This is a genomic window from Rhizobium sp. 768_B6_N1_8, from assembly GCF_051811225.1.
Lineage (GTDB): Bacteria > Pseudomonadota > Alphaproteobacteria > Rhizobiales > Rhizobiaceae > Rhizobium.
In genome coordinates this window covers 3421503-3445155 of record NZ_JBPWPV010000001.1, presented here as the reverse complement: position 1 = coordinate 3445155, position 23653 = coordinate 3421503, and the positions used below count along the sequence as shown (strand labels likewise).

General features: G+C 61.7%; 22 protein-coding genes. 15 read left to right on the top strand and 7 right to left on the bottom strand.

Annotation, left to right across the window (positions count from 1 at the left end; translation table 11 throughout):
* The 13 genes from AB8B33_RS17815 (at position 1) to AB8B33_RS17755 (ending at position 15962) form a co-directional block, all read left to right on the top strand.
* Entirely contained in the window at positions 1-1212 is a 1212-nt protein-coding gene (locus AB8B33_RS17815; protein ID WP_439016372.1) for an ABC transporter permease, read from the top strand.
* A complete protein-coding gene (locus AB8B33_RS17810; RefSeq protein WP_439016371.1) occupies positions 1209-2381 on the top strand; it encodes an ABC transporter permease in 1173 nt (390 codons plus the stop codon). The genes AB8B33_RS17815 and AB8B33_RS17810 overlap by 4 nt, the downstream gene beginning before the upstream one ends.
* Positions 2382-2486: 105 nt before the next feature.
* A complete protein-coding gene (locus tag AB8B33_RS17805) occupies positions 2487-3482 on the top strand; it encodes an aldo/keto reductase (RefSeq protein WP_113319526.1) in 996 nt (331 codons plus the stop codon).
* A gap of 33 nt (positions 3483-3515) precedes the next feature.
* Positions 3516-4025 (top strand): formaldehyde-activating enzyme, encoded by a 510-nt coding sequence (fae, locus tag AB8B33_RS17800; RefSeq protein ID WP_113319527.1) that lies wholly within the window; start codon positions 3516-3518, stop codon positions 4023-4025.
* Between the two features lies 1 nt (position 4026).
* Positions 4027-5472, top strand: a complete 1446-nt coding sequence (locus AB8B33_RS17795) for an NAD-dependent succinate-semialdehyde dehydrogenase (protein ID WP_113319528.1) — start codon at positions 4027-4029, stop codon at positions 5470-5472.
* Positions 5472-6482: a LysR family transcriptional regulator gene (locus tag AB8B33_RS17790; RefSeq protein ID WP_113319529.1), complete on the top strand. Its 1011-nt coding sequence runs from the start codon at positions 5472-5474 to the stop codon at positions 6480-6482. Before AB8B33_RS17795 ends, AB8B33_RS17790 begins: the two co-directional genes overlap by 1 nt.
* A 36-nt stretch (positions 6483-6518) precedes the next feature.
* Entirely contained in the window at positions 6519-8144 is a 1626-nt protein-coding gene (locus AB8B33_RS17785; protein WP_439016370.1) for an ABC transporter substrate-binding protein, read from the top strand.
* A gap of 53 nt (positions 8145-8197) precedes the next feature.
* Positions 8198-9157: an ABC transporter permease gene (locus tag AB8B33_RS17780; RefSeq protein ID WP_439016369.1), complete on the top strand. Its 960-nt coding sequence runs from the start codon at positions 8198-8200 to the stop codon at positions 9155-9157.
* A gap of 7 nt (positions 9158-9164) precedes the next feature.
* Positions 9165-10010: an ABC transporter permease gene (locus tag AB8B33_RS17775; protein ID WP_439016368.1), complete on the top strand. Its 846-nt coding sequence runs from the start codon at positions 9165-9167 to the stop codon at positions 10008-10010.
* Positions 10007-11596 carry a dipeptide ABC transporter ATP-binding protein gene (locus tag AB8B33_RS17770; RefSeq protein WP_439016367.1) on the top strand — a complete coding sequence of 530 codons (1590 nt, stop codon included), beginning with the start codon at positions 10007-10009 and terminating at the stop codon, positions 11594-11596. The genes AB8B33_RS17775 and AB8B33_RS17770 overlap by 4 nt, the downstream gene beginning before the upstream one ends.
* Positions 11597-11692: 96 nt before the next feature.
* Positions 11693-13111 (top strand): aldehyde dehydrogenase, encoded by a 1419-nt coding sequence (aldA, locus tag AB8B33_RS17765; RefSeq protein ID WP_439016366.1) that lies wholly within the window; start codon positions 11693-11695, stop codon positions 13109-13111.
* An 11-nt stretch (positions 13112-13122) separates the two neighbouring features.
* Positions 13123-14340, top strand: coding sequence for a mandelate racemase/muconate lactonizing enzyme family protein (locus AB8B33_RS17760; RefSeq protein WP_439016365.1), 1218 nt, complete (start codon positions 13123-13125; stop codon positions 14338-14340).
* Between the two features lie 8 nt (positions 14341-14348).
* Positions 14349-15962: a GMC family oxidoreductase gene (locus tag AB8B33_RS17755; RefSeq protein WP_439016364.1), complete on the top strand. Its 1614-nt coding sequence runs from the start codon at positions 14349-14351 to the stop codon at positions 15960-15962.
* Between the two features lie 3 nt (positions 15963-15965).
* Here the strand turns inward: AB8B33_RS17755 and AB8B33_RS17750 are convergent, their stop codons facing one another.
* Together AB8B33_RS17750 and AB8B33_RS17745 are read right to left on the bottom strand one after the other, a co-directional pair.
* Complete coding sequence (locus tag AB8B33_RS17750) at positions 15966-16436, bottom strand: cupin domain-containing protein (protein WP_025668423.1); 471 nt, start codon at positions 16434-16436, stop codon at positions 15966-15968.
* A 74-nt stretch (positions 16437-16510) separates the two neighbouring features.
* Positions 16511-17869, bottom strand: a complete 1359-nt coding sequence (locus AB8B33_RS17745; RefSeq protein WP_439016363.1) for a Xaa-Pro aminopeptidase — start codon at positions 17867-17869, stop codon at positions 16511-16513.
* Positions 17870-18017: 148 nt separating this feature from the next.
* Between AB8B33_RS17745 and AB8B33_RS17740 the strand changes: the two genes are divergently transcribed.
* Positions 18018-19022 (top strand): LacI family DNA-binding transcriptional regulator, encoded by a 1005-nt coding sequence (locus tag AB8B33_RS17740; RefSeq protein ID WP_439016362.1) that lies wholly within the window; start codon positions 18018-18020, stop codon positions 19020-19022.
* Positions 19023-19058: 36 nt separating this feature from the next.
* Here the strand turns inward: AB8B33_RS17740 and AB8B33_RS17735 are convergent, their stop codons facing one another.
* Genes AB8B33_RS17735 through AB8B33_RS17715 form a run of 5 tightly spaced genes read right to left on the bottom strand, consistent with a single transcriptional unit; the run spans position 19059 to position 22877 of the window.
* Entirely contained in the window at positions 19059-19850 is a 792-nt protein-coding gene (locus AB8B33_RS17735; RefSeq protein WP_439016361.1) for a transporter substrate-binding domain-containing protein, read from the bottom strand.
* A gap of 22 nt (positions 19851-19872) precedes the next feature.
* On the bottom strand, positions 19873-20790 hold the full coding sequence (locus AB8B33_RS17730; protein WP_439016360.1) for an isoaspartyl peptidase/L-asparaginase: 918 nt from the start codon (positions 20788-20790) through the stop codon (positions 19873-19875).
* Between the two features lie 8 nt (positions 20791-20798).
* Positions 20799-21533, bottom strand: coding sequence for an amino acid ABC transporter ATP-binding protein (locus tag AB8B33_RS17725; RefSeq protein ID WP_310385955.1), 735 nt, complete (start codon positions 21531-21533; stop codon positions 20799-20801).
* A gap of 1 nt (position 21534) precedes the next feature.
* Positions 21535-22206: an amino acid ABC transporter permease gene (locus AB8B33_RS17720; RefSeq protein ID WP_310385953.1), complete on the bottom strand. Its 672-nt coding sequence runs from the start codon at positions 22204-22206 to the stop codon at positions 21535-21537.
* Positions 22206-22877 carry an amino acid ABC transporter permease gene (locus tag AB8B33_RS17715; RefSeq protein ID WP_439016359.1) on the bottom strand — a complete coding sequence of 224 codons (672 nt, stop codon included), beginning with the start codon at positions 22875-22877 and terminating at the stop codon, positions 22206-22208. Before AB8B33_RS17715 ends, AB8B33_RS17720 begins: the two co-directional genes overlap by 1 nt.
* A gap of 230 nt (positions 22878-23107) precedes the next feature.
* Between AB8B33_RS17715 and AB8B33_RS17710 the strand changes: the two genes are divergently transcribed.
* A complete protein-coding gene (locus AB8B33_RS17710; RefSeq protein WP_439016358.1) occupies positions 23108-23638 on the top strand; it encodes a hypothetical protein in 531 nt (176 codons plus the stop codon).
* The last annotated feature ends 15 nt before the right edge of the window (positions 23639-23653 follow it).

Here is a 23653-nt window from a genome sequence, read left to right as displayed (position 1 = left end):
ATGAAGCCGCCCGGCGGGCTTCGTCCCGGCTTCCTCCTGGTGTTCCGGCGGGAGTTCGACTGGTTCTATCGCCGGCCGTTTCTGCTTTTCCTGACGACGCTCTTGCCGCTGCTCTTGATGGGCGTACTTGCCATCGTCTTCAGCGCGGGACTGGCGACACGGCTGCCGATCGCCGTGCTCGATCTCGACGGCAGCGATCTTTCGCGAACGATTATTCGCGCAGTCGATGCGACGCCGGATACCGCTGTCGCAGTCAATGTCAGCGACCTCACGGAAGGCCGTGCGCTGATCCTGTCCGGCAAGGTTCACGGACTACTGATGCTGCCACGCAATCTGGAGCGCGATGTTTTCGCCGGCCGGCGTCCCGAGGTGGTGTTCTTTTACAATACGCAGACGCTGACAACAGGTAATCTTACGCTCAGGGGCGTCAGTGCTGCCGTGCCGACTGTGGCCGCCGGCATCCGCCTGTCGCTGCGCACGGCGCAGGGGCAGCCGGTCGATATTGCGCAGGCCGATCTTTCGCCGATCCCCGTGCAGGTCAATCCGCTTTTCAATCCGACGCTCAACTATGCGCATTTTCTGCTCGCAGCGCTGATGCCCGCCTTGCTGCAAGTGGTGATCGTTACCACCATGGCTTACACGGTTGGTATGGATGCCGAAACAACGCACCGTCTCGTCATTCTGCGGCGGCTTGGCGGCGGTCTGTGGCCGGCAATGGCTGGCAAGATGCTACCCTACACACTGATCTTCCTTGTGGTTCTCGGTCTTTCAGACGCCATTCTTTTCGGCGTGCTCGACATGCCGCTCAGGGGCGAGCGTTGGATCCTCGTCGTGGCCGGATTGCTCTTCATTCTCGCGAACCAGTTCATCGGTGTGCTGTTGGCGCTTTTCCTGCGGCCGGTCGCAAGCGCCATCAGCATCGGCACGCTGATGTTCGCACCATCCTTCGGTTATATGGGCATCGGCTTTCCGCGGTTGGCGATGAACGACTTCTCCTACTGGTGGGGCGAGCTCATTCCTGGCACCTGGTATCTGACGGCTAGGATCGATCAGACGATCCGAGGCACGCCGGTCGATCTGTCGCTGAAGCCCTTGATGGTGCTCGGCATATTCGTTCTGGTGCTGGCGATCGTGACGGCGCTGCGGCTGGAACTGTTCCGCATTCGCCGGCAGCGACAGGTGGCGCAGCGGCTGAGGGAGGTCACGCCATGAGGGCCTTGCTGGCGATCTTCCGCATCGAGCTGATCCGCATCCTCACTCTGCGCCCGGCACTCGCGGTACTGGTCTTCGGGCCACTAATCTATGCCCTCTATTACCCACAGCCCTATGCAAACGAGGCGCTGCGCGACGTGCCGATCGCCGTCGTCGATCTCGACGATACGACGAGCAGCCGTGAGCTGGTGCGCCGTATCGATGCGTCGAGCGATGTCGCAGTGGCCGCGATTCTGCCGGATCAGGTCAGTGCCGAGCGGGCGGTGCAAGGACGCCAGCTTTACGGCATTCTGGTCATCCCGCAATATTTCGAACGTGATCTGCTGCATGGGCGGCAATCGCCGGTCGCGCTTTATGGGGACGCCAGCTATTTCCTGATCTATCAGCGCATTTCCGGCGCCGTCGTGGCCGTTGCGAGGACCATGGGCGCGGAAATCGAGACGGCGCGGCTGATTGCGGCCAATATCGACCCGGTATTGGCGGCAGCTGCCCCCGATCCCATGCCTTTGACGACGGTCGCACTGTTCAATCCGCAGGGCGGCTATGCGACCTATATCCTGCCTGCAGCCTTTGTTCTGATCCTGCAGCAAACGCTGCTGATCGGCGTTGGCCTGCTTGGGACGATCGGCAATGATGCGGCGGCGCGGGATCCTGCCGCCTCGGCGGCCGGCCCCTTTGCCCGCGTCGGCGGCAGGCTGCTTGCCTATCTCGTTATCGAGGCGATTGTATTGCCATTCTATCTGATCGTGCTGCCTTACCTTTACGGCATTCCGCGGTTGGGTGGTTTGCTGACGATCTTTGCTTTCTGCCTGCCGTTCGTTCTGGCAGTTGCCACGCTCGGGATGGTGATTGCCTCCCTGTTCCGCAAGCCGCTCGTCGTTCAGCTCGTCTGCGCCACGCTCGGGTTGCCTTTCATGTTCCTTGCCGGTTTTTCATGGCCGAGCGAAGCCATACCCGAGCCGTTGCGGGCGCTGACCGTTCTGCTGCCAAGCACAAGTGCCATCAACGGCATCGTCGAGGTGTCGCAGCTCGGCGCTCCGCTTCAGGCGGTCAGGGAACCGTTCCTTACGCTGTGGATACTTGCTGCGGTTTACGGGCTCGTCGCGGTGCTGCTGGACATCAGGTCCGCAAGGGAAAAGCCTGCGGCACAGGCCCCTGCGGGCGGTTGATGGCGCCATCTCATTTTGAGATAGCCGCATCGAATAAACCTATTTGTCACAATAGTGTCGCCACGGCATAGTCTTAGGAGGGAGAAACACTTTTAGGACATTGCTGTGGAATATGTGCGCTTTGGCCAGACCGGCCTGAAGGTTTCGTCGCTTTGCCTTGGTACCATGGGTATCGGGACATCCAAGTGGAAGGGTTGGGTGTTGGACGAAGAAAAATCGGTGCCAATCCTGAAGAAGGCGCTCGATGTCGGTATCAATTTCTTCGACATGGCGGACTGGTATTCGACCGGCGTCAACGAGCAGGTCGTGGCCCGCACACTGCTGTCGCTGACGGAACGCGAAAAGCTGGTGCTCGCCACCAAGGCCTTCTATCCGATGAGCGACGATCCGAACGACAAGGGCCTGTCGCGCAAGCATCTGATGGCCTCCATCGACAAATCGCTGAAGCAGATGGGCACCGACTATGTCGACCTTTACGTCATCCACGCCTTCGATCCGGAAACACCCATCGAAGAAACGATGAACGCTCTGCATGACATCGTGAAGTCGGGCAAGGTACGCTACATCGGCGCTTCCACCATGTATTCCTGGCAGTTCGCCAAGATGAACCATGTCGCCGACAAGAATGGCTGGACGCGGTTCGTCAACATGCAGTGCCAGTATTCGCTGCTCTACCGGGAGGAAGAGCGCGAGATGATGCCTTACTGTCAGGATGAGGGCATTGCGGTCACGACCTTTTCGCCGCTCGCCCGCGGTTATCTCGCCGGCGGCGGCTCGGCGCCGCGCATCGCCCATGACCTCTATCTCGACTGGTTCGGCGATGAGATCGACCAGGAGATCGCCAAGCGCGTCAACGAGATCGCTGCCAAGCGCGACAAGACGGCCAGCCAGATCGCCCAAGCCTGGGTCATCGGTTCCGGCAACAGCACGGTTCCAATCGTCGGCACGGAGAGCCCCGAGCATGTCACTGCTGCCATCGAAGCGGCTGCGATCGAGCTGACGGGCGAAGAGCGTGCCTTCCTGGAAGAGCCCTACCGCCCGCGCGACATGATCAATGACTATAACCCGGTCCGTCGCCCCCGCGCCCTTTCGAAGGCATAATGGGTTCGACTCGCATCGCTACTGGAGATTTCAATGCTTTATATTGGTGAAGGCTTCGAGGGTTCCGGCCCGAACGCTGCCCATATCAATCTCTACATCGGCCCGAAGAACGGCCCGATTTCCGGCGCGCTCGCCGGGGCGGCAGCGAGTCCCGGTCCTGGCCACCTGCCGTTCCAGGCAGTGCTGAAGCCAAACCTGCCGGCAAAGCCGGTGACGCTCTTCATCGCCAAGGCGGTGATGGAATCGGGTTCGTCGCATGAGCTGATGACCTGGGGTCCGGCGCAGGCCGGTGTCGCCGCCGGTATTACTGCAGCGCTGCTCGATGGTTCGCTGCCGGCGGAAGCTGAAGATGACTGGGTCGCGATTGCCGCCGTCTGGGTCAATCCTTCGGCCAACGACGCCGAAGAGGTATATCATAATAACAAGGCTGCAACGCATCTTGCCGCCAAGCGCGCTTTGCTGAAGGGCTGGCCGTCGCGTGCCGAGCTTGCCGAAGGCGTGGCAACGGTCGGCAATCCTTTCTTCACGCCGAAGGTCGCCTGATATGAAGCTTGTCGAAGACAATGCGCTGATCGGTGGAGGCTGGGGAAGTGCTGCTGACAGCAAGCGCTTTGCCGTGCTCAATCCCGCCGATGGCAGCGAGCTTGCGACCGTGCCGGATTGCGGTGCGGCGGAAGCGCAGCAGGCGATCGACGCCGCAGCGAAGGCCTTCAAGACCTGGCGCAAGACGCTCGCTTCGGAGCGTTCTGCCGTGCTGCGACGCTGGGCGGATCTGATGCTTGCCAATCAGGAAGACCTCGCCCGATTGTTGACGGCTGAGCAGGGCAAGCCGCTCGCTGAAGCGCGTGGCGAGGTCGCCTATGCGGCCGGTTTCCTCACCTGGTTTGCCGAGGAAGGCCGCCGCTCGCATGGTGGCGTCGTGCCGTCGCACAAGGTCGATGCGCGCATCGTCGTGATGAAGGAGCCTGTCGGTGTCGTCGCGGCTGTAACGCCATGGAACTTCCCTCTGGCGATGATTACCCGCAAGGTCGGTCCCGCACTTGCTGCCGGCTGCACCATCATCATCAAGCCGGCGGAAGATACGCCGCTTTCGGCTCTGGCGCTTGCCCGTCTCGGCGAACAGGCCGGCGTTCCCGCTGGTGTGGTCAGCGTGGTGACGACGAAGTCGCCGGCCGATGTCGTCGTCGTCTGGATGAAGAGCCCCGTCGTGCGCAAGTTCTCGTTCACGGGATCGACGGCGACCGGCAAGCTGCTCATGCGCCAGAGCGCCGATACGGTGAAGCGCATCAGCCTTGAACTCGGCGGGAATGCGCCGCTGATCGTCTTCGACGATGCCGATATCGATCAGGCGGTGCGCGGCACGATCGCCTCCAAATTCCGCAATACGGGACAGACCTGCGTCTGCGCGAACCGTATCCTCGTCGAGGACGGCATTTATGACCGCTACGCCGAGGCGCTTGCCAAGGCCGTCGCGGCCATGAAGGTCGCGCCCGGCGTCGAGGATGGCGTGGCTCAGGGTCCGCTCATCAATGCGCCGGCGCTGATGAAGGTCGAGCGGCATGTGACCGACGCCGTCGAAAAGGGCGCCAAGGTGCTGACAGGCGGCAAGCAGCACGAGCGCGGCGGCCTGTTCTACGCGCCGACCGTGCTCACCGGCATGACGAAGGATATGGCGCTTGCGACCGAAGAGACCTTCGGCCCGGTCGCTGGTCTCTTCCGCTTCAAGGGTGAGGAAGAGGCGATCGCCCTCGCCAATGATACGGAAACCGGCCTCTCGGCCTATTTCTTCACCCAGAATCTCGGCCGCGCATGGCGTGTCGCCGAAGCGCTGGAAGCGGGCATGGTTGGCATCAACGAGGGTGTGATCTCGACGGAAGTTGCGCCATTCGGCGGCGTCAAGCAGTCTGGCCTTGGCCGTGAAGGTGCCAGCGAAGGGCTCGATGAATATCTCGAGAGCAAATACGTCCTGTTCGGCGGGCTTGCGGGATAATGACGGAGGATCGCTCTCCACAGACGAAGAAGGAGCCGGCGGTCGATCGCCGCCGGTTGCCGCTGAACGCGCTCCGGGCCTTCGAGGCTGTTGCGCATCACGGCAGCTTCACGGCGGCGGCCGCAGCGCTCAATATTTCGCAGAGCGCGCTTTCGCGGCATGTCATCGGTCTGGAAGAGAGCATCGGGCGCAAGCTTTTCGAACGCGGGCACAAGGCCACAACGCTGACGGATGACGGACGCTCGCTCGCGGCCGGTATCGGCAAGGGTTTCGACCGTATAGAGCAGGCGCTGAAGGAAGTCTGCGCGCCGGAGGAACAGCGCCAGCGCAAGCTGCGCATCAACCTGCCGCCGAGCTTTGCGATGAAGCTTACCGTGCCGCTGTTGACGGATTTCCGGCGCAGTTTCCCGGAAGTGCTTCTGGAGGTTTCGACGCCCTACGGGGTGCCGGACAGCGAATTCGACGTGGCGGTCGTCTATACGCGGCCGGCCGTCGATGAATGGGTCACCGACCTGCTCTGGGAGGAGCGGCCGACGATCCTGTGCCATCCTGATCTGGTGCCGGCCGATCTGATGCAGGGAGCGGTTTCGGACCTTGCGGCCTTCATTGGAGCAAACGAGATCATCCACATCAAGATCGTCGACATGGAGCCCTACCTCACCTGGCAGCGCTTCCTTGTGCAGAACGGTCTCGGCGGGGTTTCCGTGGCGCGCGGCGTGACATTCGACAGCGCCAGCCTCGGGGTTCAGTACGCCTTGTCTGGGCAGGGCCTGGTACTGGCGGACCCGGCGCTGTTTCGGGAGGAAATAGAAAGCGGCCGCTTGGTTGCGCCGGTCACCGCACACTATTACGAAGGCTTCGGCTATTACCTGAAGACCGATGCGGAAGGGCTGGTGGATCCTCTGATTGCAGGGTTTCGATCCTGGATCATCAGCCGCTTTAGCAATCGTATGGTGAACGACGGTGAAAAGCCCGCCCTGCGCATCGTGTCTGGCACAGAGGGTGTCTGATAGCGACCATACTGCCATTCAAGGAGGAGGCAGATCATGACTGAATTGAAAACCAACAGCGGCAACCCGCTGCATCCCTCCGTGCCGGAACTGTGCGAACAGGTCCGTGCCGGCAAGATCGATCGCCGCGGTTTCCTGCGTGCCGTCGCCTGGCTCGGTGTGACGGCGGCCTCCGCCAGCGCCTTCCTCGGTGACAGCAAGCCGGCTCTTGCGCAGGAAACGCCTACTGATGGCGGTACGCTGCGTTTCGGCTGCCAGATCCAGGAACTGACCGATCCAATGATGACGAGCTGGATCGAGGCTTCGAACCTCTATCGCAACAGCCTCGAATTCCTGACCTTTGTCGATGCCGACAACGTCACCCATCCCTATCTCGCCAAGAGCTGGACGCCGTCTGCCGATCTCAAGACCTGGGATTTCGAGCTGGACGAGCGCGCCAAGTGGTCGAATGGCGATGCCTTCACGCCCGAAGACGTGATCTTCAATATTCAGCGCTGGATCGCTCCGGACTCGCAGTCTTCCAACAAGACCGCTTTCTCGGCCGTCGAGAAGGTGGAAAAGACCGGCGACCATGCGGTCCGCATCACGCTGTCGCGCGCGGTTTCCTCGCTGCCCGAACAGCTCTACTCCTACACCTGCCCGATGTTGCACCGCGATTTCGTCAAGGGCGGCGCCAACTGGCCGGCCAATCCTGTTGGTACCGGTCCCTTCAAGCTGGAAAGTTATGAAGTCGGCCGTCAGGCCGTGTTCTCCAAGCGCGCGGATTACTGGGGCACGCCTGTTCATCTCGATGGCATCCAGTACATCGACCTCGGCACCGATATCACCACGCATCTCGCAGCGCTTTCGAGCGGTCAGATCGATATCATCTACCGCGCGACGATCGCCGAATACGATCTCATGAAGTCGCTGCCGAACATCCAGATCCTGACCGGCAAGGCGGCACATACGCTCGTCATGCGCATGCAGTCCGATCAGAAGCCGTTCGACGATGTTCGCGTCCGCAAGGCCGTGCAGCTTGCCGCCGACAACAAGCAGATGCTCGACGTCGCCTATCGTGGCGAGGGCGAAGTGGGCGCCAACTTCCACGTCTCGCCGGTTCAGCCCGATTACTTCGCGCTGCCGGCGGTTACCCGCGATGTCGAGAAGGCCAAGGCCCTGCTTGCAGAAGCTGGCCACAAGGACGGCCTGGATATTGAGCTGACGCTTGGTAACACGCAGGGCACCTGGGAGCAGGACACTGCGCAGGTGCTGCAGCAGAACCTTGCCGAAGCCGGCATCCGGCTCAAGCTCAATGTTCTGCCGGCCTCGCAATATTGGCCGATCTGGGACAAGGTTCCCTTCGGTCTGACATACTGGGCGCACCGTCCGCTCGGTGCGATGACGCTCGATCTTGCCTATCGCTCCGGTGGTGCCTGGAACGAGAGCCATTTCGCCAGCAAGGAATTCGACGCCGCGCTCGACAAGGCTCTCGCCGTCGTCGATCCGGCCAAGCGTCCCGAAGCCATGAAGGATGTCGAGCAGATCCTGCAGGATTCCGGGGTCATCATTCAACCCTACTGGCCGAACCGCTTCAGCGCCGCAGCCACCACCGTCCACGGTTTCGTGCTCCATCCGGCGGATTACTTCCGCATGGACGGCGTCTGGCTCGCCAAGGCTTGATCTTCGGCGGGGCCGCTCATCGCGGCGGCCCCGACCCGGCAAAGAGGTGGTTCGTGACCGTTTTCCGTTTCATTCTTCGTAAACTGGCAAGCGCACTCGCGGTGATGTTCACCGTGTCGCTGCTCGTTTACCTGGCACTGGAGGTCAATGTCGGCGATGTCGCCGTCAAGGTCCTCGGCCAGTTCTCGACGCCAGCTCAGCGCGCCCAGTGGCTGACTGCCAACGGTTACGATGCCCCCTTCATCATTCGCTACGGCCGCTGGCTCTGGTCCTTCGTGACCGGCGACTGGGGCATGTCCACCTATTACCGTGCGCCGGTTGCGCAGCTTATCCCGGACCGACTTGCGGCTTCCGGCATTCTTGCCGGCGGTGCGCTGCTGGTGATCGTGCCCGTCGGCCTGTTTGCGGGCATCGTTGCCGGCATGCGTCAGGGTTCGGTTCTCGATCGTATCGTCTCTTTCATTGCGATCGCCACGACCTCGATCCCGGATTTCGCCTCCGCCGTCTTCTTCTCGGCCGTCTTCGTCTTCTGGCTGCACTGGCTGCCAGGTGCCAGCACCATGCTATCAGGTTTCTCGCTGCAGCAGATCATTCTGCCCGTGCTGGTGCTCGCCTTCTATTCCACCGGTTACCTGGCGCGCGTCACCCGCGCCTCGATGATCGAAGTCATGGGCACGCATTACGTCCGCACGGCGCGACTGAAGGGCGCCAGCACGGCGCGTATCGTCTGGCGCCATGCGCTGCGTAATGCGCTGATCACGCCGGTTACCGTCATCATGCTGCAGTTTCCCTGGCTGCTCTCGGGCGTCATCGTCGTGGAGGTTTTCTATGCCTATAAGGGCTTCGGCACGCTTCTCTATGACGCCGCGCTCAATAGCGATATCCGCCTGGTCGAAGCCTGCGCGATGGTGAGCGTCGTCGTCGTCGTCGCGACGCAGATCCTCTCCGACCTCGCCTATGGCTGGCTCAATCCGCGTGTCTCGCTGCTCGATGCAGCCAAGGGACGGAAGTGAGGGCGGCATGCGGAAAGCTGTAACACCCTATCTCACCAATCCGGTCGTGCTGATCGGCGGATTCCTGACGATTGGCTGGCTGCTGGTGGCGATCTTTGCGCCAATCCTTGCGCCCTTCGATCCGATCCGCACGCTGTTGCCACTGGCAAAGCCCGGTACTGCCGCTCCGACAGGCGGCGTATTCTGGCTCGGCACCGACAAGCTCGGCCGCGATATCCTCTCACGCCTGATCTATGGCGCACGCACTGTCGTGGTGTTCTCGACGCTTGCGACCGTGACTGCCTATGTGGTCGGCGTGGCGCTCGGTCTTATCGCCGGCTACTGGCGCGGCTGGATCGATGCGGTCCTGTCCTATATCGCCAATGTGGTGCTCTCCTTTCCGGTGCTGGTGCTCTACATCGTCATCATCGTCGTGGTCGGCTCCTCGCCCTTCAACATCGTGCTTGCGGTCACCTTCGGCAGCGCGCCCGCGATCTTCCGCATCGTGCGCGGCATTACCATCGATGTGTCGAGCCGCGATTTCGTGGCGTCTGCGGTGACGCAGGGCGAAAGCACCTGGCGCATCATGCTCTTCGATATCCTGCCCAATGCCAGCGGCCCGCTCGCAGTCGATTTCTGCCTGCGCCTCGGCTACACGGCGATTACAATCGGCACGCTCGGCTTCCTTGGCCTCGGCCTGCCGCCACCGACGCCGGATTGGGGTACGATGGTCAACGAAGGCCGCGCCATGGCGATCGCCTTCCCGCATCTCGTCATCTTTCCATGCCTTGCGATCTCGTCGCTGATGCTGGGCTTGAGCCTATTGGCGGACGGATTGCGGGAAGTCTCGGAAGCGCAGGGGAGGCGTGCATGAGCAGCAACGAAAACCAACCGATCCTTCGGGTCGAAAATTTGAGCGTCGCGCTGCCGAAAGGCGCCGACAGGCCCTATGCCGTCAAGGCGGCGAGCTTCGATCTCAGGCCGCGTGAAATTCTCTGCGTTGTCGGGGAATCCGGGTCCGGCAAGTCGGTTCTGTCGGCCGCATTGATGGGGGCCGTACCGGAGGGGCTGAAGATTGCGGGCGGCAAAGTGATGCTCGGCGATACCGATCTCGTCGGCCTCTCCGAGAGGGCTTTCCGCGCCGTCAGGGGCAGTGATATCGCCATGATCTTCCAGGAGCCGATCGCCTCGCTCAATCCGGCGATGACGGTTTCGGCGCAGATCGAGGAAGTCTTCGAGCTGCATTCGGATTTCGATGCCGCAGAGCGGAAGAAGCGTGCCCGTGCGCTGATCGAATCCATGCATCTGCCGAACCCGGACCGCATCCTGCAGGCCTATCCGCACGAACTCTCCGGCGGCCAGTGCCAGCGTGTCGTCATCGCCATGGCGCTTGCCATGAACCCGCGTGTGCTGATTGCGGATGAGCCAACGACTGCGCTCGACGTCACGACGCAGGCGCAGGTGCTGAAGCTCGTGCGCGAGCTTCGCAATATGCACGACCATGGCATTCTCTTCATTACGCATGACTTCGGTGTCGTTGCCGATATTGCCGACCGCGTGGCCGTCATGCGCTACGGCGAGATCGTCGAGATCGGCGAGGCAAGACAGGTGCTGACAGCGCCGAACCATCCCTACACCAAAGAGCTCATCGCCGCCGTGCCGAGCCTGAAGCCGCACGATCGTCCGGCTCCTCCGCAGGGTGAAGCGCCGGTGCTTGCCGTGCACGACTTGCAGCATTCCTACGGCAGCGTCCAGGTTTTGAAACATGTGGAGCTCAGCCTGTCGCCGGGCCGCGTGGTCTCCATCGTCGGTGAATCCGGCTGCGGCAAGTCTACCCTTGCCAAGGCGATGATCCGCCTGATCGAGCCGAAGAGCGGCCGGGTGGAAGTGGCGGGCGCCGATCTTCTCGGCCTTGCGCCGGCGCCGTTGCGCGCCCGGCGGCGGTCGATCCAGATGATTTTCCAGGATCCATTCGGCTCGCTCAATCCGCGCCGTCGCGTCGGGCCGATGATTGCACGCTCCGCCCAGCTCGCCGGCATGGAAGCAGGGGAGGCGCGGCGTCGGGCGGAAGAGCTGCTCGATCTCGTCGGTCTGCAGAAGAGTGCCTATTGGCGCAAGCCATCGGCCTTTTCCGGCGGGCAGCGCCAGCGCATCGGCATTGCCCGGGCGCTTGCCATGCGGCCGGATGTGCTGATCGCGGACGAGAGTGTTTCGGCGCTCGACGTCTCCGTGCAGGCACAGGTCCTGAAATTGCTTCGCGAGCTGCAGGAGAAGCTGCAGCTCGCCATCGTCTTCATCACCCACGACCTGCGCGTTGCTGCCCAGATCAGCGACGAGATCGTGGTGATGCAGAAGGGTGAAATCGTCGAGCGCGGCAGTGCGGCCCAGGTGCTGCAGGCGCCGACGCATCCCTATACGAGAACACTTCTAGAAGCGGCGCCGGGCCGCAGCACGTTCTAGCTGCCGCTTCCGGGCGACGGCACACCGTTTCGTTTCAACGCATGGTCGGCAGAGGCCGGCATGCGCGTGGTTAGCTATTGTCCTGAGGATACCGTCATGACGGAATATCGCAATTTCATCGCCGGAGAATTCCGGTCTTCCGGCACGCTGGTGCCGGTGCTCAATCCGGCAACGGAAGCTCAATTCGCCAAGGTACCTTCGGCGACTGCAGCCGAGGCTATCGAGGCCGTCGAGGCCGCGGCGAAGGCACAGAAGGAATGGCGGGCGCTGCCGGCGATTGCGCGCGGCGACGGGCTGCGGAAGCTCGCTGCCGTCATCGAACAGCGGGCGGGAAAGATCGGCGCGGCATTGGCGCTTGAATCCGGCAAGAGCCTTGCCGATGCGACGGGCGAGGCGATCTATGGCGCCGAGCTGATGCGCTACCACGCCGAATGGGCGCGGCGCATCGAGGGCGAGATCATTCCGAGCGACAATACCAATGAGACGCTGCTTCTGAAGCGCGAGGCGATCGGTGTTGTTGCCTGCCTGATACCCTTTAACTTCCCGATCTATACGCTGGTGCGGAAGATTGCGCCGGCGCTGATTGCCGGCAATGCCGTCGTCGTGCGCCCGAGCAATTCGACGCCAACCTCGGGTTTCGAGATTGCCAAAGCCGTGGCTGAGGCGGGACTGCCCGCGGGGCTTATCAACATTCTCACCATGTCGCACGAGGTTGCGGCCACACTTTGCACCCATCCCAAGGTCGGAATGATCACCCTGACCGGCAGCCTGCAGGCGGGCCGGGTGGTGCTTGACTATTGCAAGGCGAACATCGCCAAGCCGTCGCTGGAACTCGGCGGCAAGACGCCCGTTATCATCGAGCCGGATGCCGATCTCGATGCTGTCGCCGCCCAGCTCGTCGCCGCCAAGACCAATCATTGCGGCCAGCTCTGCACCGCGCCGGAGCGCGTTTATGTGCACCGCTCCATCCATGATGCGCTGCTTGCCAAGCTGAAGGCCGGCTTTGCTGCATGCGCCTTCGGCGACCGCTCGGTCGATGCGTCTCGCGTCGGGCCGCTCGCCACCAAGTCTGCGCAGACGAATGCGCACAAGGCCGTCCTGAAGGCGGTGGAGCAGGGCGCGCGCATCGAGGTGGGTGGTATCCTGCCTGAAGGCGCCGGCTTCTTCTATCCGCCGACGCTGCTGTCCAATTGCCGTCAGGACATGGAGATCATTGTCGAGGAAATATTCGGGCCGGTTCTGCCTGTCGTCGCCTATGACACGACCGAGGAGGCGCTGGCGCTTGCCAATGATCATCAGTTCGGTCTGAGCTCGGTGCTTTTCACCAACAATCACCGCACGATCATGCGGTTCTCCGATGCCATCGAGGCCGGCGAATTCTACGTCAACCGGTTCCCGGCCGATCCCTATCAGGGCTATCACGCCGGCTGGAAGCGCTCCGGCCTCGGCGGCGATGACGGCAAGCACGGCATGCTCGAATTCACCCAGACGCGCCTCGTCATACTCAAGCACTGAGGATAATGGCCATGCAGATCGCATCGCTTTCCACCCATGTCGTAGCCGTCCCGCCGCCGCATATCGGCGGCATGTACTGGATCTTCGTGCGGCTGACGACGGCAGACGGTATCGAGGGTGTCGGGGAAATCTACTCGACCGCCTTCCATCCGAAAGCGCTCGTGCCGCTGATAGAGGATGTCTTCCAGCGTTATCTGCTCGGCCATGATCCACACGATATCGAGCGCTTCTGGCGGCTTGCCTATTCGAGCGGTTTCACGCAGCGCCCGGACCCGACGATGATGGGCATCGTCTCGGGGTTGGAGATCGCCTGCTGGGACATTATCGGCAAGGCTGCCGGCAAGCCGGTGCACAAGCTGATCGGCGGGCGCGTGCATGAGAGGCTGCGCGCCTATACCTATCTCTATCCGAAGAACGCCGCCGGCGAATATGACTACAATGATCCGGATCTTGCCGCCGAATGCGCGGTGAAGATGGTCGAGATGGGCTTTACCGCCGTCAAGTTCGATCCGGCCGGTCCCTATACCGCCTATTCCGGCCATCAGGTTTCGCTCGGCGTCATGGACCGCTGCGAGGAGTTCTGTGCCAAGATTCGCGAGGCCGTCGGCAGCAGTGCCGATCTGCTCTTCGGCACGCATGGGCAGATGGTGCCGTCCTCGGCGATTCGGTTGGCGCAGCGGCTGGAGAAATATGATCCGCTCTGGTTCGAGGAGCCGGTGCCTCCCGGCCAGGAAGAGGCGATGGCGGAAGTCGCCCGCAAGACCTCGATCCCCATTTCGACGGGTGAGCGGCTGACAACGAAATACGAGTTCCAGCGCGTGCTGGAAACGGGTGCGGCCTCCATCCTGCAGATGAACGTGGCGCGCGCCGGCGGCATTCTGGAATCCAAGAAGATCGCGGGCATGGCTGAAGCCTATTACGCGCAGATCGCGCCGCATCTCTACAATGGTCCTATCGGTGCTGCCGCCAGTATTCAGCTTGCCGCTTCCTCGCCGAATTTCCTGATCCATGAGGCGATCGTCGATTTCTCGGGCTTCTACGCGGAGATCCTGAAGACGCCGCTGCGCTTCGAGGACGGCTACCTGATCCCCTCAGACGAGCCGGGGCTGGGCGTGGAGCTCAATCTCGATGTCGTCGCGAAACACTCGCCCTACGAAGGGCAGCGACTCCATCTGCAAATGGATGACAAGCCCGCCGACGTGAAGGCATTTGCGCCGGCCCGCGGCTGAGAACGAAGATGACGACATACGATTACATCATCGTCGGCGCCGGCTCGGCCGGCTGCATTCTAGCCGCACGTCTCAGTGAGAGCGGCAGGCACAATGTGCTGCTGATCGAAGCCGGCGGCAATGACAGTTCGCCGTGGTTTCGTGTCCCGGTTGGCTATGCGCGCTCCTACTACGATCCGAAGGTCAACTGGATGTACTGGAGCGAGCCGGAGGCCGCGCTCAACGGCCGTCGCATTTATGCGCCACGCGGCAAGGTGCAGGGCGGTTCCGGCTCCATCAATGCGATGATCTTCGTGCGCGGTGCTGCCGACGATTTCGACGACTGGAAGGCTGCCGGCAACCTCGGGTGGGGTTATGAAGACGTGCTGCCTTTCTTCCGCAAGCTGGAGACGCATGCGGGCGGCGAGAGCAAATATCATGGCGGCGGCGGGCCGATCCATGTGACGCCGATGCGCGGCCAATCGCATGCGATTACCGACCGTTTCCTTGAGGCGTGCGCCGAACTGCAGATGCCGCTGAACGCGGATTTCAATGGCGAAAGCATCGAAGGCGCCGGCATCTACGACATCAATACGCGGAACGGCGTTCGCTCCTCATCATCGCTCGCCTATCTCAAACCGGCGCTCGGATGGCCCAATCTTGCTATCCTGCGCAACAGCCGGGTAAGGCGCATCATCGTCGATGCGGAAGCCCGCGCTACCGGCGTCGAAGTGATCGGCCCCGGCGGCATAACAAACTACTCGGCCCGACAGGAAGTCATCCTCTCGGCAGGTGCGGTCGATACACCGAAGCTGTTGCAGCTCTCCGGCATCGGCGACGGCGCGCATCTGCAATCCCTGGGCATTCCGCTGTTGCGGCACCTGCCGGCCGTCGGCAAGAACCTGCAGGATCATCTCTGTGCCAGCTTCTACTATCGCTCCACCGTGCCGACGCTGAACGACGAGCTCGGAACGTTGTTCGGTCAGGCGCGGCAGGCACTGCGCTATATCCTGACGCGGCGCGGGCCGCTGGCGCTCAGCGTTAACCAGGCCGGCGCCTTCCTGCGTGGCAGCCCGGATGAAGAGCGACCGAATATCCAGCTTTATTTCAATCCGCTCTCCTATCGTATTCCAACGGATCCGAAGGCAGGTCTGAAGCCGGAGCCCTATTCGGGTTTCCTTCTCGCCTTCAACTCCTGCAGGCCGACGAGCCGCGGCACGGTCGGCATCGTCTCGCCCGAGATGACGGAAGCGCCACAGATCAGGCCGAATTATCTCGGCACTGTGCATGACGAAGAAGAGGTCATTCAGGGTAGCCGGCTGGTGCGCCGGATCATGGAAGCGCCGGCCCTGCGGGCGATCACTGAAGTGGAGATGCCGCCTTCGGTGGAGGCCCAGACGGATGAGGAACTGCTTACCTATTTCCGCGGCTATTCCGGTTCGATCTACCACCTCTGCGGATCGGCTTCGATGGGGCCGGATGCCACGACATCCGTGGTTGACGCCTCCCTGAGGGTGCACGGCATCACCGGGCTGCGGATCGTCGATGCCTCGGTCTTCCCGAACATCACGGCCGGCAATATCAACGCACCGACGATGATGGTGGCGGAAAAAGGTGCGGCGATGATCCTCGCCGCTGCCTGAGAGCTAGTGGCGGTGGATCGGGTCGATCCACGGCACGTCCTCGGGCTTTTCGACCGGTTCGATGTCGAGGTTGACGACCACCGGTTCCTGGCCCGAGCGCACGACCACGCATTCCAGCGTCTCGTCACGGTTGGCATTGATTTCCTGATGAGGAACGAAAGGCGGCACGTAGATGAAATCGCCGGGGCCGGCTTCTGCAGTGAATTCGAGGTTTTCGCCCCAGCGCATGCGGGCTTTGCCTTTCACCACATAGATGATGCTTTCGAGATCGCCGTGATGATGGGCGCCGGTCTTGGCATTGGCATGGATCGTCACTGTGCCGGCCCAGATCTTTTCGGCCCCGGCGCGCGCATTGTTGATAGCGGTCGCGCGGTTCATGCCCGGCGTCTGCGCCGTATTCGGATCGAGCGCATTGCCGGGAATAACCTTCACGCCATGTTCGCGCCAGTCGATATGCTTGTGATCGTCGCTCATGCCGCTCCTCCTGCTTTCAAGCTGAATTTAGGTAAGGTCGGATCGACAGCCAAGGGCCGTCGATCCTTTACGCGCTATTCGCGGATCAGCACATGGTTCGCTTTCAGCCAGAAGGGTGGCAGGTAGAGCGGCGTGTCCGACAGGGGCAGGATACTGTCTTTCAGGGCGACGCCGAGCTTATCCGCCGTGAAGGCGCGGCGAGCAGTAATACGGGCGTGCATCTCAGGGTACTTCGTGCGGATCGCCTCTCTCAGCTTTGCATCTGCAAAGGCGATCGTATCCTCGCAGTTCAACGCCCAGCCGGCTGGCATGGGCACGGGGATGACGTCGACCTGGAACGGCATGCCTGAGCGCAGGCGTTCGGTGGAGCCTGGGCGGACCGGCGAATGCAGCCATTCCTCGTGGCTGCCGAGATGGCCGGGGTTAAGCGCCGAGTTCAGGCCGGCGGATTTCAGTTTCTCGGTGACTGATGTGAAGAGATCGCCGCCGGTCGTGCCGATATCGGCCCTCTCGTACCAGGTGATCAGAGCTTCGAAATAGGCCTTGGCGGGTTTCAGGAAGGCGTCGTCATGGTCGGTCAGCAGACCGGCGCGGGAGGAGAGGGCGCCCCAGTAACCAAGGGCAGTCGTCACGCCGTCACCCTTCTTCACACGCCGTGCCGTCGGGCTGCGCAGGCCGACGATGGCCTCGCCGGAACTGACAGAGGCGAACATCGTGTGAAGGTTCAGCGGGTCGCCTTCATAGCCCAGTCTTCCGAGTGCCTCGAACTCGCTGTCGCCTTCGCGAACACCTGAGACGACGCGCCAGAGCGCGCGTGAGCAGCGGGCCGAAGCCCATTCGAAGGCGGCGAGCTGGTCGACATCGATGACGGCACGCAAGCCGGTCTCCGGATGCATGAGAACGGTGGTCGCATCGGTGATCTTGCCGGCCAAGCGGCGTAGCGCGGAGACAATGAAGTCGGGCACGAAGAAGCAGTTTTCGTGATCCTCATCCTCCTCCGCCGAAAGATACTTCCAGCCGACGAGGCCGATGCTGTCGCTTTTGCCGATGCCGGCGTCGCGCAGACGGTCTGCCAGGCGCGGGTTCTGGCTGCGGTCCTGGCCCATGAGGCTGAAGGTCTGGGCTCGCAGCACCTCGATGCCAGGCAGACGGGCGAGCACCGTGTAGCTCTCGGATTCGTTGCCCGTCATGATGACTCGCTTTCCCTTGGGACCGAGCAACAGCAGGGCCTCTTCGAAGCGTGGCTCGAAGCCGGAGAGGAACATGATGTTGCCGAAGTGCTCGCGGTCGGCATAGACCACCAGCCAATCGGTGCCAGCAGCTTTTAGCGCGGCGGCGGCGCGGGTGGCGTAGGTCTCCTCCGGGATCTGTGGCTGTTCCGTGCTGACAGGGCCAAAAGCGGGCAGGGTTATGGGTGAAAGGGTGATTGCCATACAGTTCCTCCATTCAAGCTGGCATTGAAGCGAAAAGGGCTGGTGGCACCGGTTTCAGTGCCGCGAAAGTGGATGATTGCAAGTTTCCGATAGCGAAGATGCGCTTCTGTGCGCTATCACGCCATGACAGGTTGGAAAGCGCTCGAATATGACTCAGAACAATGGCCGCGATGCCGCCCCGACGATTGCCGATGTTGCAAAGCTCGCCGGGGTGTCGCGTGCGGTTGCGAGCCGCGCGCTCTCCAACGAGCCGCGGCCGGTTTCTGCCGACAAGCGCGAGCGGGTGGTCGAGGCTGCCGCACAGCTCGGCTACAAGCCGAACCTTCTGGCGCAAAGCCTGACGACCAAGACGGTCAACCTCGTCGCCGTCGTCGTCAACCATATCCACGACCTTTCGGATCTCGATCTTTTCGACCGGTTGCTCGATCAGATCCAGTCGATCGGCAAGCAGGTCATCATGATCCGCATCGGTTCTGTCGCCCGCGTCGAGGAATTCCTGCGCAACGGCGTCGCCTATCATGTCGATGCGGCACTGGTCTTTTCGGATTTTGCGGATGCGCCCACAGTCCGGCGCATGTTCCGCTCCGATCTCGTCGTCATGCTGAACGGTCTTCATGACGATCTTTCGCCCGTCGTTATTCCCGATGAAGGCAGCGGCATTGCCGAAGCCGTCGCTGATGCCGCCAAGAAGGGCGTGAAGCGTGCGGGGCTCGTTACCGGCCGTTCCTCTTCGCCGATGGAACAGGCGCGCATCGCTTTCTACAGGCAGGCCTTCGCGGAGAATGGCATAGAGCTGGTGCGCACGGTGCAAGGCGACTATTCCTATGAGAGCGGGCATGCGGCTGCGGCAGACCTGACTGGTCAGGATTGCCCGGATGCGATCTTCTGCACGTCGGATGCGATGGCCATGGGCATTCTCGATGTCTGCCGGGCCGATTTTCCCGGCAACCGGCCGACGCGTTTCCGGCTCTACGGTTTCGACAATTTGTCGCTCACCGATTTCGATGCCTATCCGATCTCCTCGATCGGCTATGACAAGGGCGTCTACGTTGGGCAGATGGTGGATTTCATCGCCAATCCCGGCGACTTCCATTCCGGTCAGCCACCGGTCATCGTGCCGACGACCTTTTTTCCGCGCCTGACCTCCCAATAGCAAACAGGCCGCCCGAACGCGGCTGTCATGATCATATTACCACTGCGGGTTCAGAGCCGGCGGGTTGGCTTCAGCACCCCACCACTTCTTGTAATTGGCTTCATAGGCGCCCGACTGGATGTAGTCGGAGACGAACATGTCGAGCCAGCGGACGAATTCCGGATCGCCCTTGGCAACGGCCATCCCGATCGGGTCGTTGGAATAGAGGCCGGCAAGGGTGACCAGCGTCGGGTTCTTGGTGGCGAGATAGTCGAGCAGCGAGGAGTCTTCGATTGCCGCATCGACACGCTTCTGCTGAAGCTGCAGGACGCCATCGGGCGCGAACTGGTCGACATAGACGAGCTGTGCATCCGGCACGGCAGTCTTCAGGAAGGTTTCACCGGTCGTGCCGCGGCCGACGACGACCTTCTTGCCGGCAAGATCCTTCAGTTCCTTGATGCCGGAGTCCTTCTGGACGATGACGCGCAGGCCGGCGCGGTTATAGGGGATCGAGAAATTAACGACCTTGGCGCGCTCGAGCGTCGCCGAAGTATTGGCGATTGCGACGTCAATCTGGCCGGAGACCAGCATCGAGATGCGGGCATCACCGGAGACGTCGGTGAATTCGACCGGTACGCCGAGCTTTTCTGCCAGGCGGGTGGCGACGTCGACGTCATAGCCGACGGGGTTATTCTGCGCGTCGCGGAAGCCGATCGGCTCACCGCCGAGCGATACGCCGATGCGAACGACGCCGCGTGAGCGGATGTCGTCGATCATGCCGGCAAAGGACGGAAGCGCAGAGCCGGCAACGACGGCCAGCGCGGCAATGGCTGTGAGAATGCGTTTCATGGTTCAATTTCCCTCTTCTTGATTATGCCAGTTTCGCTGCCCGGAGTTCCGGTTCGGGCATCGAGTCCTCCCAGAGCCAGTAGCGGATTTCGCCCTCGCATCTGAAATTCACGACCTCATGGTTCCCCTTGGCATCGACGGCGTGGATGACCACGCCGGCCAGGAAACCAGAGGAAAGTTCGTTGAGCTCCTCGACGGCCAGCTTGACGGCGTCGGAAAGCGAATAGCCGAATTTGAGCGCAAGCACGACGGTGCGCGCAGTCGAGCAGCGCATTGTCATCTCGCCGGTATGGGTGCAGGCGGCCGCGCCATAGCGGCTGTCGGCATAGAAGCCGGCGCCGGGAATGGGACTGTCGCCGAGGCGGCCCGGATATTTCCAGGCCCAGCCCGACGTCGACGTCGCAGCATGGATGCCACGTGTGGGATCGGCGGACAGTAAGACGGTCGTGTCACGCACGCGCTCGGGATCGGTGATGGCGCGGCTCAGCGGCGCCAGCGGGATATTGGGGAATTTCGCCAATTCCTCCGGCGAGAGTTCCTTTTCGAGCCGTTCCCACCAGACGCGCTTGCTATCTTCAAAGAGCACATCGTCTTCGGAGAAACCGATTTCACTGGCAAAGCGGCGAGCTCCGTCGCCAGTCAGCATCACATGTGGCAGACGTTTCATCACCTCATGGGCGAGGCGGGCGACGGGCAATGTGTTCGGCACGGCGCCGACGGTGCCGACGTCACGCGTGTTGCCATCCATGACGGCGGCGTCGAGTTCCATGTTGCCGAGCATGTTCGGCCAGCCGCCGTAACCGACGCTGCGCACCTGGACTTCGCTTTCCACCTTGCTGATGCCGGCGACCATCGCGTCGAGGCTGATGGCACCTTCGCGCAGCATCTGCACTGTCGTCGGGAAACCGGGCCAGGCTTCTTTATTGGCCAAGAGCAGCATGAATACCTCTAATCTTTGCGCATTTTGGACAGGAACTGGGCGATACGGGAGTTGGCCATACCGCCCTCGGCGGCGAAGAAATCCGCCGTCGGCAGATCGACGAGCAGCTTGCCCTTGTCGAGGAAGACGATGCGGTTGGAAATCTGCCGCGCGAATTCGATTTCGTGGGTGACGAAGAGCATGGTCGTGCCCTCGGTCGCCAGCTTGGCGAGGATCGCAAGGACTTCCGATGTCATTTCCGGGTCGAGCGCGCTGGTGACTTCATCGAGCAGCAGATAGCGCGGCTGCATGGCAAGCGCCCGGCAGATGCCGACGCGCTGGCGCTGGCCGCCGGAGAGCTGGGCCGGATAGGCGTCGGCCCGATCGCCTAGGCCGACGGACTGCAGCAGGGCGCGGGCGGTGGCTTCTGCTTCTGCACGAGGCTTCTTCAGCACTTCGATCGGCGCCAGCGTGATGTTTCCGAGCACCGTCATATGCGGATAGAGGTTGAAGAGCTGGAAGACGGTGCCAGAGCGCTTGCGGGCCTCGGCCAATTCCTTCGGCTTGCTGACGTCGAAATCATCGACGGTGATGCTGCCGCCGTTCAATTTTTCCAGGCCGTTGATGCAGCGGATCAGCGTCGACTTGCCGGAGCCGGAAGAGCCGAGGATGGAGACGACCTCGCCGGGATTGATGGTGAGATTGACGCCATCGAGAACGGTTGTAGGACCGAAGGCCTTCTGGACATTTTCTACTTTGAGCATATCAGAGCCCTCTCCAGGCGGCATGCGCCCTGAGGCGGTTTTCGAAGCGGGCGCCGAGCCATGCGAGCAGCTTGGCGCAGACGTAATAGAGCAGGCCGACCACCGTCCAGACGATGAAGGGCTTCAGCGTGCGCAGGTTGAGGATGTTGCCGATCTTGGTGAGATCGACGACGCCGATGACCGAGATCAGCGAAGTGACCTGCAGCTGGTTGACGAGAAGCGCCGTCAGCGGGCCGATGGCAAAGGCCATGGCTTGCGGCGCAACGACATGGCGCAGCACCTGCCAGCGGGTGAGGCCGAAGACGCGGGCCGCCTCGATCTGGTCGCGACCGATGGATTCGATGGCCGAGACCGCGATGACATAGACGAAGGCAGCCGAATTGGCCGACAGCGTGATCATCGCAGCCGTCGTCGGCGTGATGCGGATATGAAAGAGGCCGGGCAGGCCGAAGAAGACGAGGAAGAGCTGCACCAGAACAGGCGAGTTCTTCAGGAGTTCGGCAAAGAAGGTGATGACCGGCGTCAACACCGGCACGCGATAGAAGCGGCAGACGGCCCAGAGTGTGCCGATCAGCAGGCCCATCAGCGATGTCGAGAAGAACAGGCCGAGGCTGACGCCAAGGCCTTGCAGCAGCAGCCAGATATCGAATGGTGTGAAATCGGAAAAGCGCATCAGGCTACGGCCTCCATCATGTCGCGGTTCAGGCGGCGGTGGAGGAGGGCGATACCCAGCGAGACCAGATAGGTCAGAACGGCATAGACGACGAGAAGCACGATATAGACTTCGAAGGGCCGATAGGTCTGCGAGACGACGATCTGAGCCGAGCCGGTCAATTCGTTCAGCGTGATGGTCGAGAGGATCGAAGAGGTCAGGACCATGTTGATCAGCACGGAGCCCAGCGGCCGAACGGAGGTTCTGAGTGCGATCGGCAGCACGATCTTGGTGAAGACCACCCGGCGCGACAGGCCGCTCACTTCGGCGGCTTCGATGATGCCGGGATCGATCGCCAGGATGCCGGCGCGGATGACGTCAGAGGCATAGGCGCCGCCGGCAATCGAAAGTGCCACAACACCCGTCGTGAAGGCATCGATATAGATGCCGATCTCGGGCAGGCCGTAATAGAAGAAGAACAACTGCACGATGAAGGGAACGTTGCGGAAGATATCGACGTAGACGAAGGAGATCCTGCGCAGAACTGATGATGATGAGGTGCGCGCAATGGCGACGAAAGCGCCCATGATGACGCTGCCGATCAGCGCCAGGGCACAGGCCTCCGCCGTCAGCAGCGCCCCTTGCGCGAGAAAGCCCAGATGGGGCAAGAGGATCGAAAGGTCGAACCGCACGATCACTCCCTTATGTACGATTGAAACCGGTTTCATCGTGTCGTTTGTGGGCACCAATGTCAAGAATGCCAGCTGTGAAATGCTGATATATCTGTGACGAAAAGTTCGTTTTTACCGGTAACGTTCGGCGGAATATTTTTCGTCAAAAGGCGGAAAAGCTGGATGAATATGGACTGCACAATATCTCGCCACCTCGTTAGCCTTTATCGCACAAAGAAAGAGCAATCCGCATGAGCCAGCTTCCCTACATCGATTACGACACCGCTTCCGAAGAGATTCGCGCGGCGCATGACGAAGAAGTGCGGGTTCGCGGCAACATGACCAACATGAAGCGGACGTTGCTGCATTCGCCGCAGGCACACCGCATCTATGCCGAATGGTTCACGCTCAGGGCCGAGCTCAATCCTGCCATCAGCGACCGCGAGATCTGGATCTTCTCGCATTCGATCTCCAAGGCGCTGAAGTCCGACATTGCCATCACCTTCTTTCGCCGGGCTCTGATCAAGAACGGGTTCAATCCCGATGCCCTGGAGTTGAGCGATACCGAACAGCTGCTTAAACGTTTTGGCGCGGCAATCGTCGCCGATTCCAATGCTATTCCTGCCGATGTCTGGGCCGAGTTGAAGGCACGCTACGACACCAAGGTGCTCGTCGATCTCGTGGCCTTTGCCGGCATCATGATTGCTACTGCCGTCTACATCAATGTTGTCGAGGTCGATTTCGACCCCGAGCTTGAGGCTTTCGCCGAAGGCACCAACTGACTTTTTCATCACCCG

What these genes read in the sequence shown, in the direction of transcription:
- AB8B33_RS17815 (WP_439016372.1), top strand. Translation starts at nt 1, where the DNA reads ATGAAGCCGCCCGGCGGGCTTCGTCCCGGCTTCCTCCTGGTGTTCCGG.
- AB8B33_RS17810 (WP_439016371.1), top strand. Translation starts at nt 1,209, where the DNA reads ATGAGGGCCTTGCTGGCGATCTTCCGCATCGAGCTGATCCGCATCCTC.
- fae (WP_113319527.1), top strand. Translation starts at nt 3,516, where the DNA reads ATGCTTTATATTGGTGAAGGCTTCGAGGGTTCCGGCCCGAACGCTGCC.
- AB8B33_RS17795 (WP_113319528.1), top strand. Translation starts at nt 4,027, where the DNA reads ATGAAGCTTGTCGAAGACAATGCGCTGATCGGTGGAGGCTGGGGAAGT.
- AB8B33_RS17790 (WP_113319529.1), top strand. Translation starts at nt 5,472, where the DNA reads ATGACGGAGGATCGCTCTCCACAGACGAAGAAGGAGCCGGCGGTCGAT.
- AB8B33_RS17785 (WP_439016370.1), top strand. Translation starts at nt 6,519, where the DNA reads ATGACTGAATTGAAAACCAACAGCGGCAACCCGCTGCATCCCTCCGTG.
- AB8B33_RS17775 (WP_439016368.1), top strand. Translation starts at nt 9,165, where the DNA reads ATGCGGAAAGCTGTAACACCCTATCTCACCAATCCGGTCGTGCTGATC.
- AB8B33_RS17770 (WP_439016367.1), top strand. Translation starts at nt 10,007, where the DNA reads ATGAGCAGCAACGAAAACCAACCGATCCTTCGGGTCGAAAATTTGAGC.
- aldA (WP_439016366.1), top strand. Translation starts at nt 11,693, where the DNA reads ATGACGGAATATCGCAATTTCATCGCCGGAGAATTCCGGTCTTCCGGC.
- AB8B33_RS17760 (WP_439016365.1), top strand. Translation starts at nt 13,123, where the DNA reads ATGCAGATCGCATCGCTTTCCACCCATGTCGTAGCCGTCCCGCCGCCG.
- AB8B33_RS17755 (WP_439016364.1), top strand. Translation starts at nt 14,349, where the DNA reads ATGACGACATACGATTACATCATCGTCGGCGCCGGCTCGGCCGGCTGC.
- AB8B33_RS17750 (WP_025668423.1), bottom strand. Translation starts at nt 16,436, where the DNA reads ATGAGCGACGATCACAAGCATATCGACTGGCGCGAACATGGCGTGAAG.
- AB8B33_RS17745 (WP_439016363.1), bottom strand. Translation starts at nt 17,869, where the DNA reads ATGGCAATCACCCTTTCACCCATAACCCTGCCCGCTTTTGGCCCTGTC.
- AB8B33_RS17740 (WP_439016362.1), top strand. Translation starts at nt 18,018, where the DNA reads ATGACTCAGAACAATGGCCGCGATGCCGCCCCGACGATTGCCGATGTT.
- AB8B33_RS17735 (WP_439016361.1), bottom strand. Translation starts at nt 19,850, where the DNA reads ATGAAACGCATTCTCACAGCCATTGCCGCGCTGGCCGTCGTTGCCGGC.
- AB8B33_RS17730 (WP_439016360.1), bottom strand. Translation starts at nt 20,790, where the DNA reads ATGCTGCTCTTGGCCAATAAAGAAGCCTGGCCCGGTTTCCCGACGACA.
- AB8B33_RS17725 (WP_310385955.1), bottom strand. Translation starts at nt 21,533, where the DNA reads ATGCTCAAAGTAGAAAATGTCCAGAAGGCCTTCGGTCCTACAACCGTT.
- AB8B33_RS17720 (WP_310385953.1), bottom strand. Translation starts at nt 22,206, where the DNA reads ATGCGCTTTTCCGATTTCACACCATTCGATATCTGGCTGCTGCTGCAA.
- AB8B33_RS17710 (WP_439016358.1), top strand. Translation starts at nt 23,108, where the DNA reads ATGAGCCAGCTTCCCTACATCGATTACGACACCGCTTCCGAAGAGATT.